The organism is Streptomyces sp. NPDC054765, from assembly GCF_053612065.1.
In genome coordinates, this window is sequence record NZ_JBSHBP010000003.1 from 125,225 (window position 1) to 149,759 (window position 24,535).

At 69.2% G+C, this 24,535-nt stretch carries 15 protein-coding genes and 1 tRNA gene; 2 read left to right on the forward strand and 14 right to left on the reverse strand.

What is annotated here, in order from left to right; all coding sequences use genetic code 11:
• Window positions 1–45 precede the first annotated feature (45 nt).
• A complete protein-coding gene (locus ACWGJY_RS03315; protein ID WP_266734234.1) occupies window positions 46–420 on the reverse strand; it encodes an ATP-binding protein in 375 nt (124 codons plus the stop codon).
• A gap of 409 nt (window positions 421–829) precedes the next feature.
• On the opposite strand from ACWGJY_RS03315, the gene ACWGJY_RS03320 reads away from it, so the two are divergent.
• Together ACWGJY_RS03320 and ACWGJY_RS03325 are read left to right on the forward strand one after the other, a co-directional pair.
• The gene (locus tag ACWGJY_RS03320) at window positions 830–2,239 is read left to right on the forward strand and encodes a hypothetical protein (RefSeq protein ID WP_453259091.1); all 1,410 of its coding nucleotides are present in this window, start codon (window positions 830–832) and stop codon (window positions 2,237–2,239) included.
• 26 nt (window positions 2,240–2,265) lie between these two features.
• Complete coding sequence (locus ACWGJY_RS03325) at window positions 2,266–2,838, forward strand: GNAT family N-acetyltransferase (RefSeq protein ID WP_453259092.1); 573 nt, start codon at window positions 2,266–2,268, stop codon at window positions 2,836–2,838.
• Window positions 2,839–3,118: 280 nt separating this feature from the next.
• Here ACWGJY_RS03325 and ACWGJY_RS03330 read toward each other — a convergent pair whose 3' ends face one another.
• The 13 genes from ACWGJY_RS03330 to topA all read right to left on the reverse strand — a co-directional run bounded on the left by ACWGJY_RS03330 (window position 3,119) and on the right by topA (window position 24,243).
• Window positions 3,119–3,526, reverse strand: coding sequence for a hypothetical protein (locus ACWGJY_RS03330; RefSeq protein WP_453259093.1), 408 nt, complete (start codon window positions 3,524–3,526; stop codon window positions 3,119–3,121).
• 18 nt (window positions 3,527–3,544) lie between these two features.
• A complete protein-coding gene (locus ACWGJY_RS03335; protein WP_423608069.1) occupies window positions 3,545–4,831 on the reverse strand; it encodes a WXG100 family type VII secretion target in 1,287 nt (428 codons plus the stop codon).
• Window positions 4,831–5,070 carry a WXG100 family type VII secretion target gene (locus ACWGJY_RS03340; protein ID WP_453259094.1) on the reverse strand — a complete coding sequence of 80 codons (240 nt, stop codon included), beginning with the start codon at window positions 5,068–5,070 and terminating at the stop codon, window positions 4,831–4,833. Before ACWGJY_RS03340 ends, ACWGJY_RS03335 begins: the two co-directional genes overlap by 1 nt.
• A 353-nt stretch (window positions 5,071–5,423) precedes the next feature.
• Entirely contained in the window at window positions 5,424–7,139 is a 1,716-nt protein-coding gene (locus tag ACWGJY_RS03345) for a relaxase/mobilization nuclease domain-containing protein (RefSeq protein ID WP_453259095.1), read from the reverse strand.
• Window positions 7,136–7,696, reverse strand: a complete 561-nt coding sequence (locus ACWGJY_RS03350; RefSeq protein ID WP_453259096.1) for a MobC family plasmid mobilization relaxosome protein — start codon at window positions 7,694–7,696, stop codon at window positions 7,136–7,138. Before ACWGJY_RS03350 ends, ACWGJY_RS03345 begins: the two co-directional genes overlap by 4 nt.
• Before the next feature lie 343 nt (window positions 7,697–8,039).
• The gene (locus ACWGJY_RS03355; protein WP_453259097.1) at window positions 8,040–8,810 is read right to left on the reverse strand and encodes a DUF2637 domain-containing protein; all 771 of its coding nucleotides are present in this window, start codon (window positions 8,808–8,810) and stop codon (window positions 8,040–8,042) included.
• A 479-nt stretch (window positions 8,811–9,289) separates the two neighbouring features.
• Window positions 9,290–10,405: a DUF3631 domain-containing protein gene (locus tag ACWGJY_RS03360; RefSeq protein ID WP_453259220.1), complete on the reverse strand. Its 1,116-nt coding sequence runs from the start codon at window positions 10,403–10,405 to the stop codon at window positions 9,290–9,292.
• Between the two features lie 136 nt (window positions 10,406–10,541).
• Window positions 10,542–12,578 carry a hypothetical protein gene (locus ACWGJY_RS03365; RefSeq protein WP_453259098.1) on the reverse strand — a complete coding sequence of 679 codons (2,037 nt, stop codon included), beginning with the start codon at window positions 12,576–12,578 and terminating at the stop codon, window positions 10,542–10,544.
• Between the two features lie 1,385 nt (window positions 12,579–13,963).
• Window positions 13,964–14,037: transfer RNA gene (locus tag ACWGJY_RS03370), tRNA-Thr, on the reverse strand.
• Window positions 14,038–14,140: 103 nt separating this feature from the next.
• On the reverse strand, window positions 14,141–15,727 hold the full coding sequence (locus tag ACWGJY_RS03375; protein WP_453259099.1) for an alpha/beta hydrolase: 1,587 nt from the start codon (window positions 15,725–15,727) through the stop codon (window positions 14,141–14,143).
• A gap of 368 nt (window positions 15,728–16,095) precedes the next feature.
• Window positions 16,096–17,370, reverse strand: coding sequence for a DNA polymerase III subunit delta' (locus ACWGJY_RS03380; RefSeq protein ID WP_453259100.1), 1,275 nt, complete (start codon window positions 17,368–17,370; stop codon window positions 16,096–16,098).
• A 450-nt stretch (window positions 17,371–17,820) separates the two neighbouring features.
• Window positions 17,821–21,258 carry a dTMP kinase gene (tmk, locus tag ACWGJY_RS03385; protein ID WP_453259101.1) on the reverse strand — a complete coding sequence of 1,146 codons (3,438 nt, stop codon included), beginning with the start codon at window positions 21,256–21,258 and terminating at the stop codon, window positions 17,821–17,823.
• Between the two features lie 132 nt (window positions 21,259–21,390).
• Window positions 21,391–24,243 carry a type I DNA topoisomerase gene (topA, locus tag ACWGJY_RS03390; protein ID WP_453259102.1) on the reverse strand — a complete coding sequence of 951 codons (2,853 nt, stop codon included), beginning with the start codon at window positions 24,241–24,243 and terminating at the stop codon, window positions 21,391–21,393.
• Window positions 24,244–24,535 lie beyond the last annotated feature (292 nt).

Here is a 24,535-nt window from a genome sequence, read left to right on the forward strand (position 1 = left end):
TCCTGTAAAGGCGTTCGTGATCGGTGTGAACAGGTCGCATCCCCGTCAGATCTCGCCTTTGGGCGTGCGAGGGTTGGGAGCAGTGATCTTGAAGGTGATCCAGACGGTCTTGCCGATGCCGTGCTGCTCGTCCACGCCCCACCCATCGGACAGTTCGTCCACCAGGAGCAGGCCGCGACCCGAGGTGTCATCAAGGCGCGGATGCTGCCGATGCGGGCGGTCCGCATCCTGATCGTGAACCTCCAGCCGAACCACCGATCCGCTGATGGCTAGCCGTGCCCGAAATCCGAAGCTGGGCGGACCTGCATGTACGAGCGCGTTGGTGGCGACCTCTGACAGGCACAGACACACGTCATCGAGGCGGTCCCGGACTCCCCAAGCCGACAGAGCCTCGACGGCGAACTTCCGTGCCTCACTCACGGACGAGCCGTGTGGAGAGAAGGTCCGCTCGCGCCGCAGGGGTGGGCCGCTGTCGCTCCAAACCTCCGCGCTCCGAATCCCGGTACGGGGCGCTGCCTGTCGCCGCATCGCGCTGTCACCTGCTGCTGGCATTGCCGGAACACCACCTCGTCGCTCGCGTTCAGGGCGGGCATCGAGCCTGACGTCCAAGCGGCACGCCTCACCACGACATGAGTGCCGACGTCTGATTCGGGCTTGGCGAAGTGGACGACATGGGTACCGTCACGTTGCCGCCGTCTCCACCGCCATCTCCTCGCACACGGCAGCTTTCACTCCCGTATGGCGGCATTGCGGGGCTACCGTCGAACCGACGAGCCGACCGGAACCCATCGGGGGATTGATGGCTCAAAGGCCCACTCTTCTACGGACATTGATCACCAGGCGCCACTGGCAGGTGTTCGAGACCTTCAAGCTTCACTTCGAGCGCACTGCCAACGAACTCGCCGAACAGGACCGTGATCCGACGCTTGTCGGCCTGACGGTGTCCAAGCGGCAGTTTGAGCGGTGGTACGGGGGCGAGGTGAAGACCCGCCCCTACCCGGCCTTGTGCCGGGTACTGGAGGCGATGTTCCGATACCCCGTCGACGTCCTGCTCGGTCCAGCGGACGAGGGCGTTGGCGCAGTCGATGCCGTTCCCCAGCTTCGGCTTGTCATGCCGACACGGCCGCCGTCCCCCTCGCTCGAACCCAGAGAAGGAGACAGCGGCTTCGACGGCATCGATTTCACCAGCAGACCCGTTCCAGGCGACAACGCCGGCCGGGACACGTTAGAGAGGCAGGTCGCCATGGCAGCTCGCCGTGCATTCCGCTTCAGCGCGATGGCAGAAGGCAGCAACGTAGGTCCCGAGACCCTGGACGAGCTCCACCAGGAGGTACGTCGTCTAGCCGCCGCCTACCCGCAGCTGCCGCTGGCTCCCCTCCTCGGCGACCTCGTCGAAGTCCAAGACCTCTCCTTCCGCTTGCTCGAACACGGCCATGTCCGCCCTGGCCAGGCCCGCGAGTTGTACCTGCTCTCCGCCATCACCTCCGGCATGCTCGCCAAGGCCAGCCACGACCTCGGCGACCCGCGATCGGCCATGACACAGGCCCGCACCGCCTACGTATGCGCGGACAACGCCGACCACCACGCCATGCGCGCCTGGGTCCGCGGCCTGCAATCCCTGATCGCCTACTGGGACGGCCGACACCAGGAAGCCTCCAAATACGCTGCCCTCGGCATCTCCCAGGTGGCAGGCGTAACCGGCACCAGCGCCGTATGGCTGTCTTGCTTGCAAGCCCGTGCAGGAGCCGCACTCGGCGATGTGGCAGCCGTACGGAATTCCCTCGCAGAAGCCGAACGGGCCCGCGATGCGGCGTCCCCCAACGACCTGGACGAGTTCGGCGGCATCATGACCTTCCCCGTACCACGCCAGCTCTACTACGCCGCCGACGCCACCGCCTGGCTGCCGAACGCCCCCGAGGCGGAGCATCAAGCTGAAGCGGCCGTCGCCGCCTACCGCCAAGCGGAACCTGAAGAGTGGGCTTTCGGCGACCAGGCCGGCGCCCACACCGACCTTGCCCTCGCCCGAATCCACGCCGGAAGCCTCGACGGTGTCGACGAGGCCATGCGGCCCGTTCTCGACCTGCCCGCCGATCAGCGCATCAACGGCATCGTTGCCTCGGTGCGGCAGGTCCACACCGCGCTGCGTGATCCCCGCTGGCTCACCGCACCCGAGGCTCGCACGACACGGGAGGAAATCGAAGCGTTCACCGCGACCCCTGTCGCCGCCCTGCCCAGGTAACACCGCCTGCGAGTAGGGTCCCGACCATGCATCCGGTCGACATCGCAGGCCCCCGGCTTCAGTTGCGCGAACTCACCAGCGACGACGTGGACGCCGTACACGCCATCTACGGCGACGCCGAGGCCACCCGCCACCTGAGCTTCGAACCCCGAACCCATGAACAGGTCGGGGAGATCGTCGCCCGATCCATCGCCTCCTCCGGCGAGCAACCCCGCACCGAATACGCCCTCGGTGTGGTCCGCCAGGAGGAAAGGGACCTGGTGGGCTTCGCCCGCCTGGCGCTCGACCCGCACGCCCAGAAAGCCGCCACCATCGGCTTTGCCCTGCGCCCCCACACATGGGGAGCGGGCCTGGGCACCGAAACCGTTCACCTCATGTGCGACCTCGGCTTCAACCACCTTGGCCTGCACCGCATCTGGGCCGCTCGCGCACCGCTGAACGCCGCCTCCGCCAAGACCCTGCTCCGCGCCGGCATGACGGAGGAAGGCCGCATTCGGGAGCACGTGTTCGTACGAGGAGCGTGGAGGGACTCGATCACGTACTCAGTCCTCGATCATGAATGGCGGGGTTCAGATGGATTCGCGGCAGTTGGCGGATGACACTCCCTGCATCGTGACCAGGCGCAAAGCGCCCCGCCTGCTATGAGCGAGCCGTGCGATCAGGGGGACGCTGCATCCCCACCGCTCTCAATCCGTCGCCCGGCCAACACATCCGCGGCCCGGCGCACTCGACATACCGGGCCGCGGTTGCTTGGTCTCAGATCAGGGGTCGCGCCAATCGTCACTTCTGCGCTGGCGAGCATCCGGGCGATTTACATCGGAAGGCTTCCGACTTCCGATGTATCCACTTCCGTCGACGCAAGAACACCCCGAAATCGCATTAACCCCAAGGCGAAGGACGCTTAGGGAAAATTTCGGCCATGATTTCTCGCGCACGCTCGCCAGATACCACCGGAGCCCGATACTCCGATTTCCGTACATGTTCGAGGAAATCGACTGGAAGGGCAATGTGGTAACGCGAAAGGTAGTAAACGAGGTCAACAGGCCAGACCCATTCACCATCCGTCACCAGCGACCCGGCACCACCGACCCACTCGTCTCCGGAGATGACATCACGCTCAGCGCCCATGGTGCTGAAGATCTCCTCCCCGCCTTTGAGGTAGGAGAGAATTCGATGTTCATCAGGTGCGGGCGGGCCGTCCATGGCTTGGGTCAGAGACTCGCTGTAGACAGCGGGGTCACCATCCTCATTGCCTTCGGCAAAGAAACCTACTCGGCGAATCATCATTCCTCGCAGCTGTGGGCGTCAGTCGGTGATGGGAAGGAATATCCGCCAGTATCCACCCTTGTCGATGACGGGTTCCTGGATTCCCAGCGTGCGATCCACTCCCATGCGATTGGTCGGCGCGTAGACAGGGGCTCCCATTTCATTTGCCACGGACTGCGCCAGCGGCTCCGCCCCGGCTCCCGAGTGGCAGGATACCAAGCGAATAGGCCCACCCGTGTAGTTCGGATTGTTGCGAATACTTTCCACTACCTGGTGAGGGCTTATCTCGTAAGTGGTCTTCGCTACGCCTGCTGGATTGACGTGTCCTGCGATAAAGACGTTGTCGGGCGTGCCGTGCACGACAACGTCGTGGACACCATCAACACGTCTTACCCGTTCCAAATTTGAGAGAGTACGTGGATCGTAGCCGATGGTTGTCGTCTGCTTACCGTGGTAGATCGGATGGCCGGACGGCAGTATGTCGTCACCTGCTTTGGCAGGAGGGGCCAGGGCTTTCGATTCCTTTGCGTGATAGAGCTGCCAGGTACGCCGCTTGCCCATCTGGTCGATCGCTGGGCGAAGACGGAGACCGTCGAGCTTGGTATCCGCAAGGACCGCCTTGAAGCCGCCGGCGTCTCCAACAGCCTTGGCAGTGCGGGCCGCGCCACCAAATGCACCACCCAGCAAGACGCCGGTGACCCCAGCATCTCTGGCCTCGGCAAGGTTGATGCCGTGTTGGTCGCCGAGGAGGTTGCGTCCGCCCTGGGCGACGACCACGTCTACGGTGATGGCTTCGATGCCGCCGATGGCGGCGGTGGCCAGGACAGTTCCGGCGATCTCGGCGACGGTGGCGGAAACGGCGACGCCCGCCGTACTCGCTGCGGCGACGATCGCCTCGGTGGCGCCGAGTGCCGCGACCTCGGTGATGCCGCCGGTGAAGACGGCCAGGGCCGTACCGACGACCAGGACCGCACCGGCGATCTCCAGCTCGTGCTCGATCTTCTTCTTGGCCTCGGCGACCTGGTCGGCGTACTTGTCCAAAGCCTTAGCCATGTCACGGGCAGCGCTGGCCACGTCGTCAAGGTAGCCCTTGCCACCGCCGTGGTATTTGCGCCAGAACTCCCCAAACGAATCGATCGACTTGCCCTTGTTGTTGTCGATTACGTCCTGGGCCTTCTTGTGGCAGGCGGCCGTGCAGTCCTCGACGTCGTCGGCGAAGGTGCGCCAAGCGCGGGCGGCCTCCCGGAGTTCGTCCTCGTCGCCCTCCGGCCACCACATGCCAGTGAGGTCCTGGACGATCTCCTTGGCTTTGTCGCCAGCGCCCATCACTTACCGCCCTCAAAGCCGGCCTTGGCTGAGTGGTCAGCGTCTTCGTGGTTGGCTGCCATGTCGTTCATGGCCTTGGTGATGCTGGACAGGCCCTTGACCAGGGCCGCGGCCGCCTTCTCGATCTGCGCCCGGTGCGGGGCGTAGGCGTGCTCGAACTTCTTGCCCTGCTCGTCACCGCCCCACGGCTCCCCCAGCCCGCCGAGCGTGTGGCGAAGCTTGGTCGCCGCCCGCTCCAAGGCGACAGACTCTCGGTGGAATGTTGGAGCGGCGGACTTGAGTTGGTCGGTGTCTACGTCAAAGCCGTCGCCAGCCATGCCGTGCCTCCCCCTTGGCCGTGTACTCGTAACGCGTCGCGAGCCGCCGACAATGCTTCGGCTCACAGATGGCGACCCTCGCATACAGCACTGACAATCGCCCTGGTAGGAGCGCATTTCAGCCACGGTGCAGCACCGCCCGGCAGTAGGCCCAGGGCAAGACCGCAGCCCCCTACCAGCCGGATTGCGGCAGGGGGCGATGCACCCAAGCTCACGTCCAACCACTCGCTGCACGGCCGCAGCGAGCCACGGTCATGCAGCGGCGTATTGGGCAGCTAGCGACGCGGGCGGCGCTGCTGCGCGGCCGGTGCTGTAGTTGCCGCCGTTGGCTGGGCGACGTCAGGCCCGAGGGGCGGGTGCGGGACCGCGGTGGTGGTGCGGAGGCGGGCTGCTGCGGCGCGGCGGTTGGGGATGGGGTTGCGTCCGGTGTGTTGGATGCGGGTGATCAGGACGCGGGCGGGTTGGCGGGCGGTGGCCAGTTCGCGTTGGGCGGCTGCTTCCTTGAGGAGTTGGTGGGGTTTGTGGCCGCGGGCTTCGGCGTCGGCGAGGACGGTGGCGAGGGCCGGCCAGCCGGTGTCGGTGAGGATCTGCTCGGCGTGTTCGGGGATGGCGGCGCGTATGTCGCTGGCCAGAGAGCGACGGGTCTCCTCCTTCGGCTGCCGTTGCGCGAGGTCTGTGAGTTCCTGGGTGAGGGCGTGGTCGGCGGCGCTCTGAAGGTGCTGGAGGGCTTGGCGAGCGGCGTCGGCTTGGTGGGCGTGGCCCTTGGCCTCGTGCCAGCGTCCCGCGACGATTGCGGCCCAGACGAGGGCTGCGACCAGGACGGCGAGGGCGCTGCCGTCGGGGCCGGTGGCGGTGTGGGCGATGTCGCGAGCCGCGTTGCGCAGAGTGTGGGCGGCTCGGTCTTCTGCCCGGATCTGGGAGCGCTGGGCCCGTGCGAACGTCTTCGAGGCGGCTTGAAGTTCAGCGCGCAGGTCGGTGGGCGCTGTCTGGGCGGTGGCTTCGATCAGTTCACCGAGCGCGGCGACGTGTGCCTGGGCTCGTGCGTCGTCGGCAAGGTCGGTGTGGAGACTGTCGAGGGCGTCAATTGCTCGGTGCCAGGGGGTGCTGGGCTGGGCCCGGCGGGCGGTGGGGTGCTCTTCGGGCTGGCTGGATTCGAGGCGGGCCTTGATCTTGGGAAGGGAGAGGTCAGGGGCGATCTTTCCGCCGGGGTGGAAGATCTGTTCGTCGTCCTTATTGAGGTCGCCGGGGCGTCCGACTGCGTAGCCGAGGAGGTCGCCGGACGGTCCCCGCTTGGCCTTGACTCGGATGCCCTCGGCTTCGAGGTAAGCGAGGAGTTCCTCGGCGCTTGTGGCGTTGGGGATAGCGGCGCGGATGCGGTCCTGGAGCCACTCCTTGCTGGTCTGCTCCCAGCCGAGGCGCTGGGCCTTGTGCATCTCGGCCTGGCTGGGGTGCCGGGTGCCGGTGCGGTCGCCCTTCTTCAGACGGCGCAGACCGTAGTCCTTCTCGATCTCGCGGCATGCGTCCCCGACGCGGATGCCGCTGTCATGGAGTTTGGGGCGTCGGCCGTCTTCGCGGACGGTGGTGGCGAGGATGTGGATGTGGTCGTCGGCGTGACGTACGGCGATCCAGCGGCAGGCCAGGTCATCACCGGCAGGGGCGATGCCGGCCGCGGCGACGACGCGCTGGGCAATCTCGCCCCATTCGGCATCAGAGAGATAGCGGTCTTCGGGCGCGGCACGGACGGGGCAGTGCCAGACGTGGTCGGTGACAGGCTTGCCGAACTCGCTGTTGCGCAGGCGGACGGGCTCGTCGAGGTGGCGGGCGAGTTCGGTGAGGGTGGCCATCTCATCGCGGCCGGGATCGGGCATGCCGAGCATCACGAAGCCCGCCACGATGTGCGGATCGAAGTGTTCGTCGTGGGTTCCCCGGCCGTAGAGGTAGGCAAGCAGGCCACGGGTGTTGGCGCCGGGCGCCTTGATGGCGGCGATCACGCGGCAACGTCCTCCCCCGGGTCGACAGGCTGGCGCAGGGCCTCGGCGATCAGTTCCAGCACATGGTGGAGTTCGTCGAGGCGCTCGCGGATGTCGGGTGGGGTGAGGTCGCTGTTGAGGGCGCGGGCGATCTGGTTGATGTTGACGCCGATGCGGTTGAGCTGGCGCAGGACCTGGGCACGGAACATGTGCGTGCGGCGGCGATCCTCGGACAGGGGCAGGTTGGCAGTGAACCGGCCTGCGATGAAGGCCAGGACGACATCGGCGGCGAAGCCGGACTCGCCCTTGTAGCCGTGCTCGGCAGCAGCCTCCTGAAGGCCGGCGTGCTCGTCGTCGGTGAACCGCAGCGGGCCGACGCGGACGGTGCGCTTGTTGCCGCGGAAGCGACGGATCGTGGGCTGGGCGCTCTTCACGACGGGCTCGCCGATGGCGGTCTCGGCGGCACGGGCGGGCCGAAGGGTCTCGCGTTGGACTGCGTGGAGCGTGTCCGGGTCGGGGCCGCCCTCGGCCCCGACCTCCTGGCCCGGCGTCCCCTGGCGCTGGGCCGTCTCCGCCACCCCTGGGGCGGGGACCCCCGAAGTCCGGCCTTGAGTCGGACTCGGGGTACTACTGGCTCCGCCAGGGGCCGCCCTTCCGAACGCCCGCCGCAAACGCCCCATCAGACCAGGGGACTTCGTCAGCGGCAGCGGCTCATCGAGGGTGTCCTCGGCCTGGTGTGGGTCATGCGTCATGGGTGTTCTCCGGAAGGGACAAGCGGGGCAGGCGGGCTGACGGGGAAGGTTGGGCAGAGCCGGCGGTCACCGCCTCGCCCACAGGTGTGGATGACTGGGCGGTGAGCGTGACGGTGACCGGCTGGTGGGGTGACCGGAAGGGGTTCCGGCCACCCCCTAGGGCAAGCGGTCAGTCCCTATCGGGGCCGGTGCCGGAGGCGGCTTCGAGCTCGGGTCGAAGGACTTCCATCACCTCGGTCAGCCGTTCCCCGCTGACCGTCAGTCCCTTGTCCCGTATGGCCTTTTGGACAAGGGCCCGGGTGGCTTTGCCCTGCTCTGCAGCGGCGATACGACCGATCTCCACGAGTTCCTCGACCGTGGCCCCAGCTGGGCGGCCCCCACGTGGCTTGCTGTCCGATTCCCGGAGCTGAGGTTCCGGCGACCGGGCGGAACTGCCAGCCGGTGGCTCAGTGGCACGGACAGCAGCATTGGTCGCTGCCTCCGGTCCCTCATCCAACGCCGTTCCCAGTCGGCCGATCGGCTGGTCGACCAGCTGGTGGATCTGCCGCATCAGGACGCCGAAGGCCAGCAGCGCGGCGGTCGGGGGTACGGCAGCGACCACATAGTCGAGCAGGGGCTTCGCTCCGGGCCCGCCGGCTCCGCTGACCCCGGCTACGTTCAGCGCGATGGAACCGACCGACCCAGTGGCCGTGAGGGCGATGGCCCACCCATCGGTGAGCCGCCGCAGGCCCGCGCGGAGCATCAGCAACTCCCCCGCGACGATGAACGCATCCAACGTCGCGGGCCAGGCCCATTGGCGTACGGGGGAACTCTTGAGCCCGTGCTGTCCGGCGACCTCGGCGAGGTGCGCGTAGGAGAGCCAAAACCCACCGGCGGTCAGGGCGACAATGACGGTTCCCGCCGCAACGAGCGCATACGTCTCGGCGGTCTGTTTGGTCATCACCAACTGCCCTCCTGAGCGCGGAGTGCGGCACGCACCGGTCTCCTGATCGGTGTGGTCGGCGAGTGGTGCGAGGGTCGTCAAGCGGGGTTCTCCTGTGGTGGTGGCGTGGTCCGTCTTGGCCGTCTTGGTCGTTGAAACCGCAGGTCAGGGCAGGTACGGCACAGGTGTTGGCGTTCCGTCTCGGCGGCGGTGCCGACGTGTTGCGGCACCGCCGCCCTCGCGGAACGTGGAGGTGGCGGTGGACGGGGCGGATCCGTCTTCCGTCTTGCTCGAAGGCCCTGTGACCTGCGGTGATACGGCAGGGACGCCTAGGACGGCACAAGACGGAGGTGGGAGACGTCCTGGCGGTCAGCGCGCCGTTGGTGATCGCGTTGCCGTCTTGGGCCCGGCTGCCGTCTTGCCTGCACTGCGTTTGACCTGCGGGATCACGGCAGGGACGGCAAGGACGGCAAGGACGGCAACCGGAGGGGCGGGGCTCAGCCCGAGCTGGGCGCGGGACCGGCGTCGACCGGGTGCACGGTGGGGCAGTAGCGCCGCCACGCGTCGAGGAACTTGTTGCGCATGTAGCCCTTGAGCTGCCTTCCGTCGGCCATGCGCACGTTGCCGGGCCGAATGTCGAAGTCGCGCAGCATCCTGCTGAGCTCTCGGGCCGTTAGGCCGTCACGTCCCCGCTCCGCCCACGGGGCTTCGGGGTCTTGGCGCAGGTGGTGGAGGAGGTCCCCTGTGGACAGGCTGTCCACCTCACGCTGGGCGAAGAAGACCCGGCGGATGTCGGCGAGGATTCGTGCACCACTGGGGTGGTCTTCCTCGGCCGCCACTTCGGCGGCGACCATCCGCGCGCAGGCGACACGCGCCAGCCGGGGCCAGCGACCGCCTGCCAGATCGGCGACGATCACCAGGGGCTCCCACGTGTCGGCGGCGCGGTCTTCGACCGGCATGACCGGCTCCAGGTTCGCGGCCTCCTCCAGCAGCGGCCTGGCCCACGCGTGGATGCGGTCGCGTATCTCGTGCAGGGCGGGGATGTCGCGGCGGGAGCGGAAAGGCCGGACCTTCTCGCCCTCGGCCCGGCGCCGCATGCGGATCACCACCGACCGGTCCATGACCGTGTCCGGCAGGTCCCCGATTCCCGCGATGGCCGCCATGGCGAAGGTGGCGAACTTGTGCGGGGTGTGGTCGTTGCCGACGACCCGGGTGACGTACCGGCCGCGCTGATGACCGGCGTTGAGCAGGCCACGCGTCTCCTCGTTCTTCTCCGCGACCTTGGGGCCGAAGATGGTGTCGGCCTCGTCCACCAGCAGCGTCGGCGGCTCCTCCTCGTTGATCGAGCGGAAGATGGCCGCCGGTGTGGTGTTGATGGTCAGCATCGGCTCGTGGACCGTCTCGGTCAGCACGTCCAGCAGCCGCGACTTTCCGCAGCGTTTCGCCGGTCCTACCACCGCCAGACGCGGGGCGTGCTGCCACGCGGGCTGGAGATGTGTCGCCGCCACCCACAGAGTGATCGCGTCCAGCGCCTCCGACGAGGGTGGGATCACGAACTGGGCTGTGCCTCTAACTGGCTCCGCTTCATTCGCACTAACCGTGCACCCCCACAGCCCCTGACCTGGGAACAAACCACGTCAGAGACCTGGGCCCTTAGCGAAGCGTTAGCAACCAACTTCGCCACCGGCGCTCACCTCGCGTCACACCACACGATCGCGCGCATCGGCGCGAGGAATGGGGGGCCAAGAGTCACAGGTCCATGACTGCTCCCATAGCGTCTCCGAGCCTCTCGGAGATCTTGGAGGTCTTCATCCGGCTCTCTGCCATCGTCTTCGCGTGGGCACGCTGCACCTCAGCCGGCTCCGGGGCAATCCCGGCCTCGCCTCTCGCCTTGATGGCGTCCTCGATCAGATCCGCGAGTCGCACAGTTTGGGCGTGCGTAGCGTTGATGTAGTCACGGATCACTTCGATCTGCTGGCCCAACTGCGCGCGCAGTTGGGCAGTACGGATCGCCGGATCCACGAACTCCTGATCTGTGCGGGCTGACTGCTCTCCCTCTTCTTCGTCCTGGTCCACGGGCTCTTGGTTTTCGTCCGGCAGTTCGCTTCCCGACTCGTCGCCCACACTGCGCACACCAGCGACCTTGGGAAACATGAGGTCGTACCAGCCCTTGTCTGCCAGCATGTCCACCTGCGGCTGTCCATCTGAGCCGGGCGCCCAGAAGGTCCCTGGCGCCTTGCCACCGACGCCTTCTGTTGCCTCGGGGGCGGCAAGCACTGCCGAGGCAAAGGCCACCAAGAGCTCATGGGTCACCATGTCGTGCGCGGGCTCGGCAAAGGCGCGTACGAGCGCGAGCACAGCATTTGACGGCGTCCGCCGAACGCCCTTGCGGTCAGCGCTGGTCTCGGATCCCTGCCCCGCCGTGATGAACGGTTCCGGGGCGTTGACGAGTCCCGGCACTAGATGCCGACGGACCAGTACACGCCATGCGTCACCATCCCCCGCCTCACAAGCGCTGAGGAGTTCCTTGAGGGACCGCGCATCTGGGCTGACGCCGAACTGGGCCTCCTCTGCGGTGAACAGTCCGCCCATGCTTGCCAGGTTGCGCTGATGCACGAAGTGCTGCGCGATGGCAGCCGCCCATACCTCGGTCCTGCGCTCAGCTCTCTTACCGGCCTTCGAGCTCCACGGCGCCTCCTGCAGGGCCCCTCGCACAACCGGCCAGTTCCGACCTGTAGGCATCCACGCACGGGGAGGAAGATCCTCAGGACGTGGCGGCACCGGTGGGAACATAAGCACCGTCGTGCAGCGGATCGCCGTATCTCGCAGGTTCGCCGATGTCGGCTCCGCCTCTTCCGGAAGCAACGGCTCCAATGGATCAAGCGGCCCCGCCCCCACAAGGGCGTCAACGATGCCTGGCTCATCTAGGTCCGACGCCTCCACGCGCCCCTTGGCCACCTCGCTTGCAAGGAGAGCGGTAAGCTGATTTGCCTCTTGGTAGGCAGTGAGCACGAGCGTCCACAGACCCAGACTTCGGTCACCGTCTTCGAAGTGGAGCTGGCCACGAAGGTGATCGTGGATGTTGAGATCCCGCAGGGAAGCCTCAAGCCGCGTGGGTGACGCGGCACCAACAACGACACGAGCCGGGACCTGCGCGATCCTCTCCGCACGATGGGCACGCCTCTCCGAAGCCTCGCCCGGAGCAGAAGGCTCGATAAGCTCAGCGTTCAGCCGGGCACTGATGCGACGCAGAATCTCTGGCAGACCACGCAACAGCAGGTTGCGGTCTGGCTTTTCGCCCTCACGCACTAGAAGCGGTTGCGGCACCCCCGTGAGCAGTTGCTCGGACTCGATCCCAAACAGTTGCAGGCGCGCGTCCGCTCGGTTGTTGCCTGTCACCTGCATCAACCGCCAGGCGGCAAACCTGCTGCCATCCGGATCCGACATTCGCGTCTGCTGCAGGACGGCGACGGTGGGCTCCCGTTGCCCCTCATGCGCAAAGGCTTCCGTGAGGGAGTACGGACGCATGCGGCCTCGGTCACGCAGCTTTCGCACCGCAAACCGTTGCACGGATGCCGCCAGCTCTACAGTCATCACTTCTGTGGTGAGCGCAGTTCGAGCAACGCCGTCCTCTTGAGCAGCCTCGACTTGAGGAAGCGGCCGACGGTCACTCAGTGAAGCCACAGCCTCCCGGCAATCGGCGGCAAGTCGCTCACGCATCTGCTCAGCAGCCTCAACCGCCTTAACCGCCGCGTCCTTCTCGGCTGCGGAGGCATCCTGCTTCATGGCCCGCTGCGCGTCCTTCGCGCGGCGAAGAGACGCCTCGGCCCCAGCTAGGGCAATCTCGGTGGCCACAAGGTGCTCATGGCGGTCGGTGTTCTCCCGAGTGGGGCGTACCCAACTACTACGCGTCCTGTCGTTAAGGGGCCACGGCATTGTGCCGGCACCATTCAACGCAACGTTTAGCAGGAGGAGAGCATGCGCCGTGCCTCGCCCTTCAATGTGATAGGCGGAGGCTTTCAACCGAGACTCGCCGCCCTTCCGCGACGTCTCGATGATGCGCTTCGCTTCTCCCGTGGCAAGGGCAGGCGCAAGGCCATCAATGACAGCTTGTCGAGGAGGCGGGACGAGGCCCTCTTCCTCACATGTGTTGGCGATCGCCCGGTACAGCTTTTCCGGGTAATCCTGAGCAGTCGGGTATGAGAATGCCCCTTGGGGGTCTTTCCGACGTGATGCCATCGCGGGGACAGCCTTCCTCCCGGCAGCAGGCAACCACGCATCGCCGACCGGGTGTATACGAACGCGGCTAGCAGGAGCCAGGCGCGGCACGCACCCGGAAACCGCAGGGCGCTGTTCCACCAGAGCCGTACGTGGGCTACCGCTTGCCGCTCTGTGGCCCTTGAGCCACGAAGCGGGACGGCCGTCGACCCCAACGAGGCCGTCCTATGAGCGGTATGGCAGCTGAAGGCTCCGCGCCCAACTTCTTGAGAGCAGAGACCTCATGGCTCACGCTCATTGCCCTCCGCCGACGGCGGCACGGGGGAGACGGTAGCGACAGGATCACTGACGTGCTCCGCCAGCATGCCGGGCGAGGTACGCCATGCGCATCAACTTCGGGAAATTTCTGGGCAGTTCGGAGAATATTATGTACACAACCAACATATGCGGTAGGGGTCCTCATGCACGCAATGCCGAGGCATGGGCATCATTCAGCTGCACCACGTCGCCGGCGGTGGCCATACTCGAGGTAGGCGACTTAGCTCACCTCGCAAGCCGCACAGGGGCCTGCGGCACCATCTGGCAAGCAGATCCACCCCGACATGCTGTCGCCCCTCCAGCCGAAGTTCACCGCGAACCACAACAAGTCAGCCAGGGCTGAATCTGCCCAGCCGCCTCACGGTCGGCGAGTGGCATCGACGTGAAAGATCGCGTCGGACACACTCGGGCACAGCGGCCACTAAGACCGCCAAGGAGGCGAAGAGCACGTCGGAAGCCCAGGGCAATGTCGAGAAGAAGAGCAGCAGAAGACCCTCCAAGATGTACGCACCGAGCCGCTCCGCTCACGCATCGCTCACGCAAGCCATCCCACGGCACCACGGCCGTGCGACGTGTCATGCCCGGAGCAACGCAAAAGGCCAGGTCACGGGCTATGTGACCTGGCCTTTTCACTGAGCCGCCTTCGGGATTCGAACCCGAGACCTACGCATTACGAGTGCGTTGCTCTGGCCAACTGAGCTAAGGCGGCGTGGTGCGCGGCCCAGTTTACACATCGCAGAGGGGTGCTCTGTAACCGGTTCAGGAGCTGGTCAGGGGAGGGCGGGGAGTGGGGTGATGGGGTGTGAGGCGGGTCACTTGCAGTGCTTGTTCTTCGGGGGGACGGTGCCGTCGAGGAGGTAGGTGTTGATCGTGGTGTCGATGCATTCGCTGCCGCGGCCGTAGGCGGTGTGGCCGTCGCCCTCGTAGGTGAGGAGGGTGGCGCTGGAGAGCTGGGCGGCGAGGGCCTTGGCCCAGATGTAGGGGGTGGCCGGGTCGCGGGTGGTGCCGACGACGAGGATCGGGGCGGCGCCCTTGGCCTCGATGCGGTGGGCCGCGCCGGTGGGCTTCACGGGCCAGTACGCACAGCTCAGTGCGGCCCAGGCGAAGGTTTCGCCGAAGACCGGGGAGGCCTTGCGGAAGCTGGGCAGGGCGGCGCGGACCTGGGCGGGGGAGGTGAAGGCGGATGCCTCGTCGAGACAGTTGACGGCGGGGTTGGCGTACATCTGGTTGCTGTAGGTGCCGTTCGGGTCGCGCTCGTAGTAGCTGTCGGAGAGGGTGAGCAGCCCGCGGCCGTTGCCGTCCTTGGCCTGGGCGAGGTATTCGCGCAGGACGGGCCAGACGCGTTGGTCGTACATGGCGGCGATGACGCCCGTGGTGGCCAGGGACTCGGTGAGCTTGCGGTCCTCGCCCGTCGCTGCCGGGTGGGCATCCAGCTTCTCGAAGAGGGCGGAGAGCTGCCGGCCGGCGTCCTCGGTGCTCTTGGTGCCGAGGGGGCAGTTCTTCTGCTTGATGCAGTCCGCGGCGAACGCCGTGAAGGCGGTGTTGAAGCCGCGGGTCTGGTCGAGGTTGACGGTGCGGGCGTCGAGCACCGGGTTCATCGCGCCGTCGAGGACCAAACGGCCGACACGGGAGGGGTAGAGGCCGGCGTAGGTCGCACCGAGGAAGGTGCCGTAGGACGCGCCGACGTAGTTGAGCTTGTCGTCACCCAGGACGGCGCGCAGCACGTCCATGTCACGGGCGGCCTCGATGGTGGAGACATGTGAGAGCAGCTTGCCGGAGTGGGCGGCGCAGCCCTTGGCGAAGGCACGGAAGGCGCCGGTGAGCTTGTTGACCTCGGCCTGGGAGTCCGGGGTCTGGTCGACCTCGGTGTAGCGGTCCATCTGTTTGTTGCCGAGGCACTCGACCGGCGCGCTGCGGGCCACGCCGCGCGGGTCCATCGCCACCATGTCGTAGCGCGCACGGACGGCGGGGGGCTGTGGTGCGTACTGCTGGAGGTAGTCGATCGCCGAACCGCCGGGGCCGCCCGGGTTGACCATGAGGGAGCCGATCCGGCTGCCGGTGCCGGTGGCCTTCTTACGGGCCACCGCGAGCTTGAGGTCACCCGCGCCGGGGTTCGCGTAGTCCAGTGGCGCCTTCATCGTCGTGCACTCGAAACCGCTCACACCGCAGGGCCGCCAGCTCAGCTTCTGGTCGTAGTACGGCCGGAGGCCGGCCGGGGTCGAGGCCGGGAGGGGCGCGAGGGTGGCGTCGGCGGCGGGGCGCTGGGCACCGGCCTCCGACGTACGGCCCGGGGATCCCTCGCGGTCGGGGGAGGAACTCCCCGAGGAGCAGCCGGAGATCAGCAGAGCGGTGGCCGCGAGGAGGGCGGCGGAGGTGCGGAGCAGGCGGCTGGTGGCCATGGATGGTCCCTTGGTCTCGGTCCCTGGAAGGTGGAGTGCGGTGTGTGTGGGTCCCTGGAAGGTGGAGTGCGGGTGGAGGCGGTGGTGGCAGTGGTGGCAGTCGAGGCGGGGGTGGCAGTGGAGGCGCCGGCTGAGGCCCGGGGTGGAGCCGGGCCCCGGCAGCGGCCCTGTTCGCGGGCCCCGGCAGCGGATGGCGACGGTCAGACGGCGGCGGTCAGATGGCGACGGTCGGATGGCGGAGCCAGGTAGCCGTTTCGAACGGAGAGTATCCGGATGGGAACGTTATGTATGCATCTCCTTGAAGGGGCGGCCGGTGAACGGCGGGGTCGGAGTGCTGCGGCGGGGTCGGAGTGCTGCGGTGGTCGTGGTCAGCCGGCGCGGAGGGCGGCCGTCATTGCCTCGACCGCGAGGAGGGGGGCCACATTGCGGTCCAGGGCCTCGCGGCAGGCGATCACTGCTTCTATGCGGCGGAGGGTGCGTTCGGGGGTCGAGGTGGTGGCGATGCGGTGGATGCTGTCGCGCACCTCGTCGTTGGCGAGGGGGACCGAGGCGCCCATCTGGCGGGCGAGGACGTCGCGGTAGAAGCCGGTGAGGTCGACCAGGGCGAGGTCGAGGCTGTCGCGCTGGGTACGGGTGGAACGGCGCTTCTGCTTGTCCTGGAGCTCCTTCATGGCGCCGGCCGTGCCGCGCGGCAGACGTCCGCCGGTGCCGGCGGCGGCGCCGAGCGCGGCGCGCAGTTCCTCGGTCTCCTTGGTGTCGACATCCTCGGCGACCTGCTTGGCGTCCTCCCCCGCGGCGTCGATCAGCTCCTGGGCGGCCTTGAGGCAGCCGCCGATGTCGTCGACGCGGAGCGGGAGTGTGAGGACGGCCGCCCGGCGGGCACGGGCACGCTCGTCCGTGGCGAGCCGGCGGGCCCGGCCGATGTGCCCCTGGGTGGCGCGGGCGGCGCGGGCGGCGGCCTCCGGTTCGATGCCGTCCCGGCGGACAAGGACATCGGCGACGGCGTCGACCGGCGGCGTACGCAGGGAAAGGTGGCGGCAGCGGGAGCGGATGGTGGGAAGGACGTCCTCAACGGAGGGGGCGCAGAGCAGCCAGACCGTACGGGGGGCGGGCTCCTCCACCGCCTTGAGGAGGACGTTGCCAGCGCCCTCGGTGAGGCGGTCGGCGTCCTCCAGGACGATCACCTGCCAGCGGCCGCCGGCCGGGGAGAGGGAGGACCGGCGCACCAGGTCGCGGGTTTCCTTGACACCGATGGACAGCAGGTCCGTACGGACGATCTCGACATCCGCGTGGGTACCGACCAGGCTGGTGTGGCAGCCGTCGCAGAAGCCGCAGCCGGGGGCGCCGCCCTCATGGGCGGGATGGGAGGAAGCCGGCACAGCGCGGTCCGGGCTGACGCACTGCAGGGCGGCGGCGAAGGCGCGGGCCGCGGTGGAGCGGCCGGAGCCGGGCGGACCCGTGAACAGCCAGGCGTGCGTCATCTGAGAGGCGCCGCTGCGGTCGGCGGACGGCTGCGGCTGCTCACCGGGCCGGGGCGCCCCGGCCGCACGCTCCGCAGTGATGAGGGCGTCCGCGTCGCGCGCGGCCGCGGCCAGCTGCGCGGTCACCCGGTCCTGGCCGACCACGTCGTCCCATACCGCCATCGCTGTCCGCCGTTCCTGATCCGTTCGTGCTGCTCGTGGTGGGCGGAGCGCGCCTGCGCCCGGCCGCACACCACGCATTGCTCCGTGCTCGACCCATTGTGGTGCAACCCACTGACAAACGAATCCGGAAGCCGGCGCCGGACGGCCCCGCGGACACCCATCCGGCGTCCCGGACGGCCCCACGGACACCCGTCCGGGACGGAAAACGGCCGGGGGCGCCGCGCGTGCGCGGGGGCCCCCGCCGGGGGGGGGGGCGGGCCGGCCCCGCGCGCGGGGCCGGCCCCCGCCCCCCCGCCCCCCCCGGGCGGCCCCCCCCCCCCCCCCCCGCCCCCGCCCACCCCCCGCGGGCGCCCCGGCCCCCCCCCCGCCCCCCGGGCGGGCACTAAACCGGGCGGGGGCCGCAGCTCTGCCGCGGCGCCCCCGGCCGTGGGTGCGTACGTGCCGGCCCGGCTAGCGGCGCCGTCCCCGGCCGCCGCGACGGCCGTTCCCGCCCGCCCCGCCGTCCGCTTCCCCGTCCTCGTTCTCGTTCTCGCCCAGCAGCTCGTCGGCGAGCGTCGGCAGATCATCCAGCGGGGTCTCCTCCGCCCATTCGGGGCGGGGGCGGCTGCGCTTCGGGGTCTCCACGGGACGGCCCGTTGCCGGGTCGATCTGCGGGAGTTCACGGGTGCGCTCGACGCGCGACTCGGCCGGGGAGCCGGACGGCCGTCCCGTTGCCGTGCCGTTCGCCGTCCCCGCCGGCTCCGCCGTCTCCTTGTGGAACATCCACGACGGCACACGGTCGGCAGGATCGCCGCCCCGGCCGTCCTGTCCCCGTCCGCCGTCGCCCCGTCCGCCGTCGCCCCGTGCGCCGGCCTCACGTCCGCCGGCCTCACGTCCGCCGGCCTCGCGTACGGGCGGCAGGACGGTGGTCTCCTCCGCGTCCGAGCCGGTTCCGCGGTCGTGCCGGGCGTCCCGCCCGTCCCGCACCGGGGGCAGTACGGCCGTCTCGTCCGCCGCCCCGTACGGGTGCCCGCCCTGTGCCTCGGGCCACGACAGCGCTTCCGTGCGCTCGGCGTCCGCACCGGAGGCGGGCGCCTCAGCAGACGTCTCAGCAGACCTCTCGGCAGACGGCTCGGCAGACGACTCGGGCGCGCTCTCCGCCAGCCGCTTGCGCAGATCCGCGACCGGCGTCTCCGCGGTGGGAGCATCGGCCGCCTCGTCCGCGGCCCTGGCCTCGGCGGCCGCCTTGGCCTCCGCCGCGGCCGCCGCCTCCGCAGCCGCCCGCCGTGCCTCCTCGGCGCGGACCAGCGCCGCCTCGGCCTTGCGCTGCTTCTCCAGGCGCCGCTCCTCGGCCTCCTTGCGCAGCCGCGCCTCTTCCTCGTGCTGCTTGCGCAGCCGCTCCTGCTCGGCCTCGCGGGCGCGCTCCTCGGCCTCGCGACGCTGCCGCTCCGCCTCCGCGGCCTGACGCGCCTCCTCGGCGCGCTTACGGGCCTCCTCCGCCTGGCGGGCCTCCTCGCGCGCCCTGGCCTCCTCGGCCTCGCGGCGCTTGCGCTCCTCTTCCTCGGCACGCAGCTTGGCGAGCTGCTCCTGGCGCTCGCGCTCCAGGCGCTCTTCCTCCGCCTTGCGCGCGGCCTCCTCCTCAGCCTTGTGGCGGGCCTCTTCCTCGGCGGCCTTACGGGCCTCGGCCTGCGCCTGGATCTCGGCCTCGGACAGCGGGAGCACCTGGTCGAGGCGGTGCCGTACGACCGTGGTGACGGCCTCCGGCTCCTGTCCGGCGTCGACGACCAGGTAACGCGCCGGGTCGGCGGCGGCCAGTGTCAGGAAGCCGGCCCGCACCCGCTGGTGGAATTCGGCGGGCTCGGACTCCAGCCGGTCCGGCGCCTCCGTGAAGCGCTCCCGTGCGGTCTCCGGCGAGATGTCGAGCAGCACCGTCAGATGGGGGACGAGGCCGTCGGTCGCCCAGCGCGAGATCCGGGCGATCTCCGTGGGGGCGAGGTTGCGCCCGGCGCCCTGGTAGGCGACCGAGGAGTCGATGTACCGGTCGGTGAGGACGATCGCACCGCGCTCCAGGGCGGGCCGGATGACGCTGTCCACGTGCTCGGCCCGGTCGGCGGCGAACATCAGCGCCTCCGCACGGTCCGAGAGCCCGGACGTCGAGACGTCCAGGATGATCGAGCGCAGTCGCTTGCCGATGGCGGTGGCGCCCGGCTCACGGGTCACCACGACCTCGTGGCCCTTGTTGCGGATCCACTCCGCGAGCGCCTCGACCTGGGTGGACTTGCCGGCGCCGTCGCCGCCTTCCAGGGCGATGAAGAAGCCGGTGAGGGCGGGCGCCTGCGCCGGTTCGCCGCCGCGCAGCGCCTCGCGCAGATCACGCCGCAGCGGTACGCCCTGCCGGTCGTCGACCTTGCCGAGCACCAGTGCGGCGACCGGCAGCAGCAGCGCGCCGGCCAGCATCAGGATGTAGGCGGCGCCGCCGTAGGCGAAGTTGAAGGTGCCGTTGCCGAGGTGGTGCGGGCCGATGACGGCCGCGAGCAGCGGCGCGACGATGGCGGCCGACGCGACCGTGAGGCGTACGACGGCGTGCAGATGCTCGGTCGTACGGGCGGTGCGGGACTCCTCGGACTCCTGCTCCAGCAGCACATGCCCCGTATTGGCGGCGACTCCGGCGCTGACGCCGGACAGCAGCGCGAGCACCAGCACCGTCGTCGGGTCCGGGACCAGCCCCATGGCCAGCAGTCCGAGGCCGGTGGCGGCCACCGCGAGGGCGAGCAGCCGGCGCCGGGGAAGGGCGGGCAGCACCCGCTGGGCGCCGCGGATACCGACGGCCGTGCCGCCGGTCAGCGCGAGCACCAGCAGCGCGAAGGTGGCCGGGCCGCCGGCCAGGTCGTAGCCGTGCAGGACGGCGAGCGAGACGGCCGCGGCGATCGCGCCGGCCACTGCGGCGCAGGCCGTCACCAGCAGCGGGAGCGCGCCCGTGCGGCCCGTGTCGGCGCCCGGACGGGCCGTGCCGTTCTCCGGCTTCCCGCCCTGTCCCGGCTGTGCGCTCTTCGGTGCCGCGGTCTTCGGGCGGCGCAGCCCCTCCAGTGGGGAGCGCGGCCGCGGCGTCTGCACACCGGGGAGCTCGATGAAGTACAGGATCGATACGGAGGCGGCGAACAGACCCGCGGCGACATACGAGCCGAGCGCGGCCTGGTGGAGGTGGAACCAGTCGATGCCGGTGCCCAGCAGCTTGCTGACGAGGGTGACGACCACCAAGGCGGCGGCCGCGATCGGCAGTGAGACGAAGCCGGTGCGCAGCGAGAGGCGGCGCAGGGCGTCCAGGTTGTCGGGGAGGGGCCGTACGGCGGCGCCCTCGGGGGGCGGTGCGGGCAGCAGCCCGGGGGCGGCGCTCTCCCGTGCGACGGTCCAGAAGCGTTCGGCGACACCGGTGACGAAGACCGTGACCAGCAGCCAGGGCAGCGCGTCGCCCGGCGTCCAGTCGATCCAGAGGGGGGCGATGACCAGCAGCGCGAGCCGCAGCACATCCGCGCCGATCATCGTCCAGCGCCGGTCCAGCGGCCCCGAAGGCGCGGTCAGCGCCGACAGCGGCCCCAGCAGGACGGCCCCGAAGAGCAGCATCGCCAGCATCCGGGCCGCGAAGACCGCGGTGACGGCGAGGGCTGCGCCCCGATAACCGCCGCCGAAGACGGGTTCGCCGCCCAGCGGTACGTACAACGCCGCCTGTAGGGCGAGCAGTACGAGGACAAGCATGGACAGGGCATCGCCGATGCCCCCGACAAACTGGGCGCTCCACAGTCGCTTCAGTGGGGGGAAGCGGAGCAGGGCTCGCACGGCGCGCTCGCGGGAATCCGCCGCTAGGGCGCCTGAAGTGGGGGTCACGACCGTTGGCTGCTCGGCACGCGTCATCCCGCCAGCCTATCGGGAGGGTGCGCGTCGTCGAGCGCCCACCCGAACAAATGGGCGGGCACATCGGAACGAATCCGCTGTGCCCGCCCATGTCCTGCGCTTTTACCGGCGCCGCCGGCTCCGGTGCAGGGTTCAGTCCTCCGCCGGCGCCGCCGTCTTCTTCGCCGCCGCGGTCTTGGCAGCGGCCTTCTTGGCGGTCGTCTTCTTCGCCGTGGTGGTCTTCTTCGCCGCGGTCTTCTTGGCGGCCGTCTTCTTCGCGACCGTCTTCTTCGCGGCCGTCTTCTTGGCCGGCGCCTTCTTGGCGGTCTTCTTCGCCGGGCCCTTGGCGCGCTTCTCCGCGAGCAGTTCGTAGCCGCGCTCGGCGGTGACCGTCTCGACGTCGTCGTCCCGCCGCAGGGTCGCGTTGGTCTCCCCGTCGGTGACGTACGCGCCGAAGCGGCCGTCCTTGACCACCACCGGCTTGCCGCTGACCGGGTCGGTGCCCAGCTCCTTCAGCGGCGGCTTGGCGGCGGCCCGCCCGCGCTGCTTGGGCTGGGCGTAGATCGCCAGTGCCTCTTCGACGGTGATCGTGAAGAGCTGCTCCTCGCCCTCCAGGGAGCGCGAGTCGGTGCCCTTCTTCAGATACGGGCCGTAGCGGCCGTTCTGTGCGGTGATCTCCACGCCCTCGGGGTCCTTGCCGACGACGCGCGGCAGCGACATCAGCTTGAGGGCGTCCGCCAGGGTCACGGTGTCCAGGGACATCGACTTGAAGAGCGAGGCGGTGCGCGGCTTGACCCCCTTCTTAGCGGTCTTGCCGGACCCATTCGCGACGCCCTCGGGCAGGATCTCGGTGACGTACGGGCCGTAGCGGCCGTCCTTGGCGACGATCTGGTGGCCGGACTCCGGGTCCATGCCCAGCTCGAAGTCGCCGCTCGGCTTGGCGAGCAGCTCCTCCGCGTACTCCACGGTCAGCTCGTCGGGCGCCAGGTCGTCGGGGACGTCGGCGCGCTGATGGCCCTCGGCGTCCTTCTCCCCGCGCTCGACGTACGGGCCGTAGCGGCCGACCCGCAGCTTGATGTCGTCGCCGACCGGGAAGGACGAGATCTCCCGGGCGTCGATCGCGCCCAGGTCCTCGACCAGCTCCTTGAGCCCGCCGAGGTGGTCGCCGTCGCCGTTGCCGGCGTCCGAGGCGGCTCCCTCGGCATCGCCCTCGCCGTAGTAGAAGCGCCGCAGCCACGGCACGGCCTGCGCCTCACCGCGCGCGATGCGGTCGAGGTCGTCCTCCATCCTGGCGGTGAAGTCGTAGTCGACCAGCCGGCCGAAGTGCTTCTCCAGGAGGTTGACCACCGCGAAGGAGAGGAACGACGGGACGAGCGCGGTGCCCTTCTTGAAGACATAGCCGCGGTCGAGGATCGTGCCGATGATCGACGCATACGTCGACGGGCGGCCGATCTCGCGCTCTTCCAGCTCCTTGACCAGCGTGGCCTCGGTGTAGCGGGCGGGCGGCTTGGTGGCGTGCCCGTCGGCGGTGATCTCCCGCGCGGCCAGCGCGTCGCCCTCGGCGACCTGCGGCAGCCGGCGCTCGCGGTCGTCCAGCTCGGCGTTGGGGTCGTCGGCACCCTCCACATAGGCCTTGAGGAAGCCGTGGAAGGTGATGGTCTTGCCGGACGCGCTGAACTCGGCGTCCCGGCCGTCGGCGGCCCGGCCACCGATCTTGACGGTGACGGAGTTACCGGTCGCGTCCTTCATCTGCGAGGCCACGGTCCGCTTCCAGATCAGCTCGTAGAGCCTGAACTGGTCGCCGGTCAGACCGGTCTCGGCCGGGGTGCGGAAGCGGTCGCCGGAGGGGCGGATCGCCTCGTGCGCCTCCTGGGCGTTCTTGACCTTGCCGGCGTAGGTGCGCGGCTTGTCCGGGAGGTAGTCGGCGCCGTACAGCTGCGTCACCTGCGCGCGGGCCGCGGCGACCGCGGTGTCCGAGAGCGTGGTGGAGTCCGTACGCATATAGGTGATGAAGCCGTTCTCGTACAGCTTCTGCGCCACCTGCATCGTCGACTTGGCGCCGAAGCCGAGCTTGCGGCTGGCCTCCTGCTGGAGGGTGGTCGTCCGGAACGGCGCGTACGGCGAGCGGCGGTAGGGCTTGGACTCGACCGAGCGGACCGCGAAGTCGGTGTGCTCCAGGGCGGCGGCGAGCGCGCGGGCGTTCGCCTCGTCCAGATGGAGCACGTCGTTCTTGAGCTGCCCGTTGGCACCGAAGTCACGGCCCTGGGCGACACGGCGGCCGTCGACGCTGTTCAGGCGGGCGGTCAGCACCGACGGATCGCTGGCGTCACCGGCCCGGCCGGTGGCGAAGGTGCCGGTCAGGTCCCAGTACTCGGCGGAGCGGAACGCGATGCGCTCGCGCTCCCGCTCGACGACGAGCCGGGTCGCCACGGACTGCACGCGACCGGCCGACAGCCGGGGCATGACCTTCTTCCACAGGACCGGCGAGACCTCGTAGCCGTAGAGGCGGTCGAGGATCCGGCGGGTCTCCTGGGCGTCGACCAGCTTCTGGTTCAGATCGCGCGGATTGGCGACGGCCTCGCGGATCGCGTCCTTGGTGATCTCGTGGAAGACCATCCGGTGGACGGGGACCTTGGGCTTGAGGATCTCCTGGAGGTGCCAGGCGATGGCCTCGCCCTCGCGGTCCTCATCTGTGGCGAGGTAGAGCTCGTCGGACTCGGCCAGCAGCTCCTTGAGCTTCTTGACCTGGTCTTTCTTGTCACTGTTGACGACATAGATCGGCTGGAAGTCGGCGTCGACATTCACGCCGAGACGGGCCCAGGGCTCGCCCTTGTACTTCGCCGGGACCTCTGCGGCGCCATTGGGCAGATCGCGGATGTGTCCGACGCTCGCCTCGACCACGTAGCCAGGGCCGAGGTAGCCCTTGATCGTCTTCGCCTTGGCAGGCGACTCGACGATGACGAGTCGGCGGCCGCCGCCGTCTGTGGTCTCGCTGGTCGGGGACAACTTCGCTCTTCTCTCCGGTCGACGCTGGATAGTCCCCCGGCCGGACGCCGGAGGCACACTGCGGTGACGCTTGACGCTGCGGAGTGTGACGGTACCTCCCGGCCCCGTGTCAAACGGAAAAACCCCGCAACGCCACTCGAACGGTAACCCGACTACATGCCTTCATGCCGCCCGGACCGCATCAGGCGCTTGCCACGGGCCCGGGACACACCTTGTGGATCATGACGGAGCCGCGCTGCTCCCCGTCGCCCACCTCGGCCTTTCCCCGAGCGCCGCAGCCCCGGCACCCTCG

Bases quoted from the DNA above. Each gene is read 5' to 3' on its own strand.
- ACWGJY_RS03325 (WP_453259092.1), top strand. From the start codon at position 2,266: ATGCATCCGGTCGACATCGCAGGCCCCCGGCTTCAGTTGCGCGAACTC.
- ACWGJY_RS03330 (WP_453259093.1), bottom strand. From the start codon at position 3,526: ATGATGATTCGCCGAGTAGGTTTCTTTGCCGAAGGCAATGAGGATGGT.
- ACWGJY_RS03335 (WP_423608069.1), bottom strand. From the start codon at position 4,831: ATGGGCGCTGGCGACAAAGCCAAGGAGATCGTCCAGGACCTCACTGGC.
- ACWGJY_RS03355 (WP_453259097.1), bottom strand. From the start codon at position 8,810: ATGACCAAACAGACCGCCGAGACGTATGCGCTCGTTGCGGCGGGAACC.
- ACWGJY_RS03365 (WP_453259098.1), bottom strand. From the start codon at position 12,578: ATGAAGCAGGATGCCTCCGCAGCCGAGAAGGACGCGGCGGTTAAGGCG.
- ACWGJY_RS03375 (WP_453259099.1), bottom strand. From the start codon at position 15,727: ATGGCCACCAGCCGCCTGCTCCGCACCTCCGCCGCCCTCCTCGCGGCC.
- ACWGJY_RS03380 (WP_453259100.1), bottom strand. From the start codon at position 17,370: ATGGCGGTATGGGACGACGTGGTCGGCCAGGACCGGGTGACCGCGCAG.
- tmk (WP_453259101.1), bottom strand. From the start codon at position 21,258: ATGACGCGTGCCGAGCAGCCAACGGTCGTGACCCCCACTTCAGGCGCC.